General features: G+C 53.0%; 9 protein-coding genes. 6 read left to right on the top strand and 3 right to left on the bottom strand.

Annotation, left to right across the window (positions count from 1 at the left end; all coding sequences use genetic code 11):
- From AC1HCM_RS01425 to tsaD, 6 genes are all read left to right on the top strand, one after another.
- The coding region (locus tag AC1HCM_RS01425; protein ID WP_479459995.1) for an MlaD family protein at positions 1-1,473 on the top strand (1,473 nt) is incomplete at its 5' end.
- Positions 1,474-1,502: 29 nt separating this feature from the next.
- Entirely contained in the window at positions 1,503-2,585 is a 1,083-nt protein-coding gene (locus tag AC1HCM_RS01420; protein WP_479459994.1) for an aminopeptidase, read from the top strand.
- The gene (locus tag AC1HCM_RS01415; protein ID WP_479459993.1) at positions 2,540-3,262 is read left to right on the top strand and encodes a Crp/Fnr family transcriptional regulator; all 723 of its coding nucleotides are present in this window, start codon (positions 2,540-2,542) and stop codon (positions 3,260-3,262) included. Before AC1HCM_RS01420 ends, AC1HCM_RS01415 begins: the two co-directional genes overlap by 46 nt.
- Before the next feature lie 11 nt (positions 3,263-3,273).
- The gene (locus AC1HCM_RS01410; RefSeq protein WP_479459992.1) at positions 3,274-3,681 is read left to right on the top strand and encodes a hypothetical protein; all 408 of its coding nucleotides are present in this window, start codon (positions 3,274-3,276) and stop codon (positions 3,679-3,681) included.
- Positions 3,678-4,901, top strand: a complete 1,224-nt coding sequence (locus AC1HCM_RS01405; RefSeq protein ID WP_479459991.1) for a S41 family peptidase — start codon at positions 3,678-3,680, stop codon at positions 4,899-4,901. Before AC1HCM_RS01410 ends, AC1HCM_RS01405 begins: the two co-directional genes overlap by 4 nt.
- Complete coding sequence (gene tsaD / locus AC1HCM_RS01400; protein WP_479459990.1) at positions 4,898-5,905, top strand: tRNA (adenosine(37)-N6)-threonylcarbamoyltransferase complex transferase subunit TsaD; 1,008 nt, start codon at positions 4,898-4,900, stop codon at positions 5,903-5,905. The genes AC1HCM_RS01405 and tsaD overlap by 4 nt, the downstream gene beginning before the upstream one ends.
- Here the strand turns inward: tsaD and AC1HCM_RS01395 are convergent.
- The 3 genes from AC1HCM_RS01395 to AC1HCM_RS01385 all read right to left on the bottom strand — a co-directional run.
- Complete coding sequence (locus tag AC1HCM_RS01395) at positions 5,876-6,295, bottom strand: NUDIX hydrolase (protein WP_479459989.1); 420 nt, start codon at positions 6,293-6,295, stop codon at positions 5,876-5,878. The two genes, tsaD and AC1HCM_RS01395, sit on opposite strands and share 30 nt — an antisense overlap.
- Positions 6,292-7,896 (bottom strand): DNA repair protein RecN, encoded by a 1,605-nt coding sequence (locus tag AC1HCM_RS01390; RefSeq protein WP_479459988.1) that lies wholly within the window; start codon positions 7,894-7,896, stop codon positions 6,292-6,294. The genes AC1HCM_RS01395 and AC1HCM_RS01390 overlap by 4 nt, the downstream gene beginning before the upstream one ends.
- Positions 7,893-8,801 (bottom strand): S8 family serine peptidase (locus AC1HCM_RS01385; RefSeq protein WP_479459987.1); only part of this gene is annotated, 909 nt, incomplete at its 5' end. The genes AC1HCM_RS01390 and AC1HCM_RS01385, both read right to left, overlap by 4 nt.

Raw genomic sequence — 8,801 nt, 5'->3', positions numbered from 1 at the left:
AAGCCCGAGACAAAGAGGTACGTTGTTTACTTTCGGGATGTGGGAGGGCTCTCAAAGGGTGCTGAGGTCCGTGTGTCGGGGATAAGGGCTGGGAAGGTGGAGGAGATAACCTTAGAGGACAGCAGGGTCAAGGTTGTCTTCAACGTTGAGGAGAGGATAAGGCTCTTCAGAGATGCCTCTGCAAGCATAGGGACCCTCGGTCTCATGGGAGACAAGTACCTTGCTGTGGACCCGGGGAATCCTGAAGAGGGGGAGCTCAAGGAAGGGAGCACCCTTAAGACAGCGGAGGGGGTTGCGGACACCGACAGGTTGATAAGGGAACTGACCAGAACCGCCGAGAGCTTTAAGCTCGTAGCCCAGAACCTCAACAGGATACTCACCGAGAACAGGGAGGACCTGAGGGAGACCGTTGAGAACATGAACGCCCTGACCCAAACGCTCAGGAAGATAGCACAGGAGAACCAGCAGAACCTCAAGACCGTCCTCTCACAGATGGCTCAGCTGACCCAGAGCCTCAACCGGACGCTACCCGAGGCTGTATCCTCAATAGACAGGCTTGCGGACGAGCTGGAGGCTATAGCCTCAGAGAACAGAGAGGACCTGAGAGCGCTGGTGGCTAACCTCAGAAGCGTATCGGGAGAGCTGAAGGGGGAGCTTCCGAGGCTTGTAGAGAACTTGAACGAGCTGTCTGAAAACCTGAACGAAGTTGTGAAGGAGAACAGGAGGGACCTGAAGACCTCTATGAGGAACCTCGCCCAGCTGACCGAAAGGCTCAGGAGGAGTTCGGACAGGCTTGACAACATCCTCGCTAAGGTTGAGAGTGGAGAGGGAACCATCGGTAAGCTCGTAACCGATGAGGAGCTATACAGGAGTGTGTCTAAGGGAGCAAAGCTTTTTGGAGAGGCGGGAGAGGTGATAACTAAGACAAAGATATTCGTGGGCTTTGGTGGGGAGGCTTACACTGAAGGTGATTCAAAGGGCTACATGTCAATCAGGATTGAGCCCGATAGGAAGACCTACTACCTCGCTGAGGTTGTGGGAGATTCAAGGGGAAGGGTTTATACGGAGCAGATAGTTGGAGGAAACGAGATAGTTAAGAAGGAGTTCAAGCCAGAGTTTACACTCCAGATAGCCAAGAAGTTCTTCTTTGGAGGAGATAGGTACTTTGCGGTGAGGGCGGGTCTGAAGGAATCCACGGGTGGTGTCGGCTTTGACCTTTCGCCTACTCCCAAGGTCAAGATATACTCCGACCTTTGGGACACGGGGAGGAAGGACAGACTCGGAGAGAGCGGGCTCGCTCCCAACCTTCAGGTGGGTATTCAGCTCAGGATAAAGGGACCGATCTATACGAGGTTTGGAGGTGATGACCTGCTCAACGACAAGCTTAGAGGTGCCTTTCTCGGTGCGGGTCTTGAGTTTTCGGAGGAGTATCTTAAGTATCTCCTCGGGGGAATGGGGCTTCCCTTTCCCTGATATCTTCTTTAATTTATATGAGGATAGCCATGTATAGCGATCAGATAAGGGAACTTTACAGGACAAACCTCAATGTGGGTACAGAAGACCGCCTTCTCGTGTTCACCGATGACGAGAAAGACTACCTTACCGAGCTTATTGAGGAATTTCTGAAGGTGGGAAGGGAGTTCACATCTCAGGTCAAGACCTTCGTTTACGAGTCAACCAAGACCCACGGAAAGGAGCCCCCCGAGCCTCTGTGGAGGCTCACCTTCGGAGATGAGGCTGTGGATGAGCTGAAACTCAGGGGTCTTCTGGACAGGATACTTTCAAAGGAGGACTACCCTCAGGAGGAGGTTATATCCATACTCAGAGACAAGGTTGCGGATGTGCCCAGCGTCGTCGTCGCCTTTCCCTACTTTTCCACAACCCATACCTTTGACAGGAAGCTCCTCACCGATGTGTTCGGTGCGAGGTACGCCTCAATGCCCCTCTTTGACCCCACGATGTTCCTGACATCCATGAACGTTGACTGGAACTACGTTGCCAAGCTGAGCAGGGATATAGCGGACATACTGAGTGAGGCTGAGTGGGCTCACGTTGTCTCCGACTACGGAACAGACATAGAGTTCTCCATAAAGGGAAGGAAGGGCATAGCGGATACAGGTCTCTTCCACAAGCCCGGTGAGTTCGGAAACCTTCCCGCGGGTGAGGCTTTTACCGCTCCCGTTGAGACCGAAGCCTACGGAAAGCTCGTGATCCTGTACGCACCCGACAGGGAGCTCGTCAGACCTATCACCTTCAAGTTCATAGACGGTGGCGTTGAAAGTATAGAGGGCTTTGAAGACTACAGGTACTTCATTGAGGATGTGTTCAAGAAGATGCCGGAAGCAAGGTTTATAGCGGAGTTTGGTGTCGGGACTAACCCCAAGGCTTCCAGACCCGACAACCTTCTTGAGGCGGAGAAGATACTCGGGACGGTACACATCGCCATAGGCGATAATCACACCTTCGGTGGTATGAACAGGGTCGGTTTCCACACCGACTACGTTGTTTTCAAGCCAACAGTTCTTATAGGAGGAAAAGGATGGGAAAAAAAGCTGCTACTCAGAGGAAAACTCCAGAAGATATAAAGGTTGAGCTGATAAAGAAGGTCCACCTCTTTGAAGACCTCAGTCCCGACGAGCTCAGGGAAGCGGTAAAGTACATGAGCTTTAAGGAGTATGAGAAGGGAGACTACCTCTTCTTTGAGGAGGATGCGGAGCCGGGTATATTCATCCTCATAGACGGTCTCGTCAAGCTGATAAAGGAGACCCAGGATGGGAAGACGATAATAGTCAGGCTCGTCTTCCCGGGGGACGTATTCGGCTGGATAGAATGGGGGAAGAACACTCCTAAGAGCACCTACACCGCCATGGCGGTCCTAAAGACCAAAGTTCTCTATATATCCAACAAGGACTTCATAAACCTGGCTATAAAGTATCCTGCGGTGGCTATAAAGATGACCTGCGACGCTACCGCAAACCTGCTTCAGACCTACGAGATCCTAAAGAGCATAGCCTCAGGAAGGGTTGAGGAGAGGATAGCCAAGGTTCTCTTGGAGCTTGCGGACAGGATAGGCATAAAGAAGGACGGCAAGATAATAATAAAGCTCCCTCTAACCAGGCAGGACATAGCTGAGATGACCGGAACGACCGTTGAGACAGCCATAAGGGTTATGAGCAGATGGAAGAAGCAGGGGATAATAAACACCGAGAGGGGGTACATTGAGATAATAAACCGCAGGGAACTTGAAAAGCTTTTGGTATAAAATAGGGAAGCATGGGCGTATTCAGGCTCCTCACCCTCGTCGCAATCGTGCTCCTAACCTACGGCATGTCCGAACCCCTTCAGGTCCCACCGGAGCTGAAAAATCTGAAGGTTAAGGTTATAGACAGGAAAGGTGTGGTTCATGAGCTTACCTCCTTTATGTGTGGCGAAGGAGGCTCTCTGAAGTTCAAGAGGGGAACCCTTGACTACAAGGTGTCCCTGTCCTCCATCAAGAGCATGGAGGTCAAGGGTGAGGAGGAGGGAAGGGCTAAGGTTCTCGTCTCCTTCAGGGACGGGAAGAGGGAGGAGTTTGAGCTACCTTCTTCAACGAGGTGCACAGCCCAGAGCGACACGGGCTCGGTTAGCTTCTACATAAACGAAGTCAAGAGGATAGAGCTTCTCCAGGGAGATAGGAGATGAGAAGAATACTTATCCCTATAATAGCCGGTACCTTCTTCTTCGCAGGCTTCTTCGCGGGTGTATCAAAGACAGTCGGCTCTGAGGACGAGTACTCCTACCTTAAGCTCTTTACGGACGTTCTGAAGATAGTTAAGGAGAACTACGTTGAGGAGCCGAGCATAAAGGAGATGATATACGGTGCCCTCAACGGCATGGTGTCAGCCCTTGACCCCTTCTCCGCCTTCTTCCCACCCGAGAAGTACAAGGAGTTTATGGAGGAGACCGAAGGAGAGTTCGGTGGCGTAGGTATAGAGATAAGCATGGAGAAGGGAAGACCGATAGTTGTGGCTCCCATAGAGGGGACGCCAGCCTTCAAAGCTGGACTCAGGGCTGGAGACATAATAATAGCGGTTGACGGCGAGGACACCTTCGGCAAGACGCTCCTTGATATAGTGAAGCAGATAAGGGGAAAGCCGGGAACAAAGGTAAAGCTCACCATAATGAGGAAGGGGCTTGACAAACCCATCACCGTTGAGATAACGAGGGCTATCATAAAGATAGAGAGTGTCAAATACACAAAGTACGGAGACATAGGCTACATCAAGCTGACCCAGTTTCAGCACTACACGAGCAGGGACCTGAAGAAGGCGATAAAGGACCTCCTTTCTCAGGAGGTTCATGGCTTCATAATTGATCTGAGAAACAACCCGGGTGGGCTCCTGTCGGAAGCTGTTAAGGTCTCAGACCTCTTCCTTCCCGAGGGCAAGCTGGTTGTCTATACAAAGGGGAGAAGAGAAGAGGAGAAGTACTACGCCAAGGAGCCCCCTACCGTTCCCGAATACATACCCGTTGTGGTGCTCATCAACAAGGGTTCGGCGAGTGCTTCTGAGATAGTCACGGGCGCCCTTCAGGACCACGGAAGGGCTACGATAGTTGGAGAAAAGAGCTTCGGGAAGGCTTCGGTCCAGAACATAATACCCCTTGAGGACGGCTCAGCTCTGAAGCTGACGGTGGCTTACTACTACACTCCGAAGGGAAGGCTCATACACAAGAAGGGTATTGAACCTGACGTCAAGGTCGTCATGGATGAGAAGGTATGGGAGAAGCTTGCCCAGACCATAAGGAAGATGAGGATAGAGGGCAACGGCAAGAAGGTCATACTCCTGCCAGAGATAGATATTCAGCTCAGGAAGGCTATAGAGGTATTGAAAGCAAAGCTCCACGAGCAGAAGGCTGCATGATAACCCTTGCGGTTGAGACTTCCTGCGACGAGACCGCTTTAGCTCTGTACGATGATAAAAGGGGAGCCATAGGGGATCTTATACTCTCTCAGGCTAAGGTTCACTCCCCCTTCGGTGGGGTTGTGCCCGAACTCTCGGCAAGGGAGCACACGAGAAACCTCCTTCCTCTGCTGGAGGGTCTTGTAAAAGATACGGGTTTTGACATCAGGGATATAGACTTCGTATCCTTCACCCTGACCCCTGGGCTTATCCTGTCCCTCGTGGTAGGCGTGTCCTTTGCAAAGGCTGTCGCCTATACCTACGGCAAGCCTCTCGTACCCGTCCACCACCTTGAGGGTCATATCTACTCCGTTTTCTTGGAAAAGCCCGTGGAGTACCCCTTCCTTGCCCTCATAGTCTCGGGCGGGCACACAGACCTGTTCTTGGTAGAAGACTTTGGCAGATACACCTTCCTCGGGGGCACGCTTGACGACGCTGCGGGAGAAAGCTATGACAAGGTTGCGAAGATGCTCGGTCTTGGGTATCCAGGAGGTCCGGTCATAGACAGGTTGGCGAGAGAGGGGAAGCCTATCTATAATCTCCCCCGACCCCTGATGGGCAGTGAGGATCTGAATTTCTCCTTCAGCGGGCTAAAGACCGCCGTCATGAACCTGATAAAGAGGGAAAGGGATTTTAGGGTGGAGGATGTGGCAGCCTCCTTTCAAGAGGCTGTGGTTGAAATACTTGTGGAGAAGAGCTTTAGGGCTGTTGAGACGACTGGAGTAAATAGGCTGGCTGTTGTCGGGGGAGTGTCCGCCAACTCAAGGCTCAGAGAGGAGCTCCTCAGGAGAGCTGAAAGACTCAGGGTAGAGCTTTACATACCGCCACCGAGGCTCTCTACTGATAACGCCCTGATGATAGCCTACGCCGGTGTCCAGAGGTTCAAGAGGGGTATCGTGGCTCCCTTGGAGGTCAACGCCCAGCCCAACGTACCCTTAGAAGAGTTTGGAAGGCTCTGGACCTGAGCTTATCTTCTCAAGGGCTTTTTTAAATATCTCCTTGTCCCCCTTGTACTTGAGGAGCTTCTGCACCTCCTCCACCGGAAAGAACTTAGCATCCAGAACCTCCCAGGAGGGCTTGGGTTCCCCCTCCACGTAGTCCATGAGGTAGTACTTCACCCGCTTGAAAACCCTCTCACCCTCAAGGGTGTACCAGTAGCTTATCTCCCCTATGTAAGAGAGTATCCTCCCCTTGACGCCGGTCTCCTCAAGAACCTCCCTCAGGGCTGCCTCCTCGGGCTTCTCTCCCTTCTCCACGTTTCCCTTCGGGAAGGTCCATACCCCGGAGGGGTTCTTTATCAGGAGAACCTCCCCATCCCTGAAGAGCACTCCACCGGCAGAGAACTCTCTCCTCAACCTTTAACCATCTCCATGAGGTCAAGGGCGCCTTTGAGGGTGTTCTCGGTGGTTGTTCCCATGAGCCTCGCCACCTCCTGAACCTTCTCCTCGGGACTCAGAGACCTGACCCTTATGTAGGGTATGTCTCCTATGTAGAGCTTCTCGGTCACGAAGTTTACATCGCCGGCGGCACATATCGGTGCGGAGTGGGTTATGGCTATCACCTGCATCTTCTTGGAGAGCTTTCTCAGGAGCTTTGCAAGCTTAACAGAGGTCTCACCGCTCACCCCGACGTCAACCTCATCAAATATGTAGGTGCCTGTAGGTGGCTCTATAAGGGAGAGTGCCAGGAAGAGTCTGGTGAGCTCACCTCCGGAGGCTACCTCCTCTATGGGCTTTGGCTCGGTCCCGTGGGCGGAGAAGAGAATCCTCACCCTGTCAGAGCCGTACCTTCCAACTTCAGACTCGGTAACCTCAACCCTGACCAGGGCTCTCTCAAGGTTCAGCTCCTTGAGGACCTCCCTGAGCCGGGTCTCCAGGCTCCTTGCAGCCTCCCTTCTCCTCCCGCTAAGCTCCTTACACAGCCTTTCAAGCTCAGCCTTGGTTTCCCTCAGGCTCTCCCTGAGCTCCTCTATCCTCTCCTCGTAGGTGTAGGACTCGGAGAGCTCCCGCTTGATGCTCTCGGATTCATGGACTATCTCCTCATAGCTCTTCCCGTACTTCTTCTCAAGCCTCTGAACCTTAAAGAGGAGCTCGTTTATCCGGTCTATCTCCTCCTGAGACAGCTCAAAATCTCTGTCCCTGAGGCTTTCAACGATTTCAAGGAGCCTTTCCTTCATGAGGGTGAGCTCCTCAACCTCTTTCTCAAGGGAGGGGTCCATCTCGCTGACCCGCAGGAGCGCTCTGAGGGCGTGTCCCAGCTCTCCGTAAGCGGAAGGCTCTCCATCGTAAAGATGGGTGAGAACCTCAACCATGAGCTTCTTTATCTTCTCAAGGTCCTTGAGCTTCTCAGCCTTCTTCCTCAGCTCCTCAACCTGTTCAGGGGAGAGACCAACGTCCTCTATCTCCCTGAGCCTGAACTCAAGGAAATCCCTCTTCTGGAGCATCTCCTCCCTAAGGGAGAGGAGTCTATCAAGCTCTCTGCTAAGGGAGAGGTAGTCGCCGTAGAGGGTACCCACCTTCCCTGTGAGCTCTTCTAAGGAGGCGAACTTGTCCAGAACGCTTCTCTGAAAGTCGCTCCTGAGGAGCTTTACAAACTCATTCTGTCCCTGAAGGGACACGTTCTCCTCCAGCAGCTCCCTGACGGTCCTCGCGGTGGTTCCCCTTCCGTTGAGGAAGTATCTGCTCCTTCCTCCTCTTATCTCCCTTCTCAGTATAACGGCTTCGCCGTCCTTCTCAAGCTCAATCTCAACCGCCGTCCCTTCGGGGAAGTCCCCCTGCCTACCCATGACGAACTCAACGGCGGAGATGGTCATTGACTTCCCGGTGCCAGTCTCACCGGAGATTATGTTTAACCCTTCACCGAGCTCAAGCTCTAAGTCCTTGATGAGCAGGAAATTTTCTATGCAGACCCTCCTGAGCATAGGTATAAATATCGGAACTAAGGGTTCTGGATTCAACGGGAGAGCCTTCTGAGGAAGAGGAGCGATAGGGTAAGGAGGAGGGTGAAGAGATTGGGTGCAGAGCTCTGGCATCCTCCCGAGTTGCAGACAGTGAGGCTTGAGGCTGAGAGCTCAGCGCTGAAGTCAAGAGAGCTGTCGGAGAAGTTTACGTAAAGCCTTCCGCTGTAGGTGCCCTTGCCGGAAGGGTAGAAGGTAAGGAGGAGCCTGCACTCCTCAAAGCTTGAGAGGGTTCTCCCGCTACAGTTATCCTCCTGCAGGGAAAAGCCTTTACCCTCAAGGCTGACACTGACCACCCGAACCGGCGTTGCTCCCGTGTTCCTGACCCAGAACTCCCTCCTCTGGGGTGAGCAATCGCTCACGCTATTCCAGCTCACAAACATGGCAGAAGGGCATACCTTGGGAGAGCTTTCGTTCTGCAGGAGCGCTGCAAGGTCAAGGACCGAGCAGGTGTAGTTCTGTCCCGCAAGGCTCGTGTACTTCTTTCCCGTCAGGAGTATCCTCTTCCTCACCTCCCTGTAATCCAGAGACGGATCGCGGCTCTTTAGGAGGGCAACCGCTCCAGTCACGAAGGGTGTTGAAAAGGATGTCCCTGGTTCAGAAAGTAGGGAGTTGCAATCGTCTGAGTAGCTCCCAGCCCTGAGGGCAAGGACGTTCTCTCCGGGAGCGGAGATCTTCACCTTGTTGAAGCCGTAGTTAGAAAAGGAAGACCTCTCACCCCTGAGGTTAACAGAGCCCACGCATATCATGTTCTCAAGGTCGTAGTTGCAGGGATTCATGCTTATGGTGTCGTTGTTCCTACCTTCGTTTCCGGCGGCGGTCACGTAGAGTATGCCCTCCCGGGCGAGCTCCTCAATCTTTTCCTTTTGAATCTGGAGGTCGGGATACTCGGCGCCGTAGCTTGC

It is taken from the genome of Hydrogenivirga sp., from assembly GCF_056450045.1.
The sequence above is the reverse complement of the archived record's forward strand: the minus strand, read 5'-3'. Positions and strand labels throughout refer to the sequence as shown.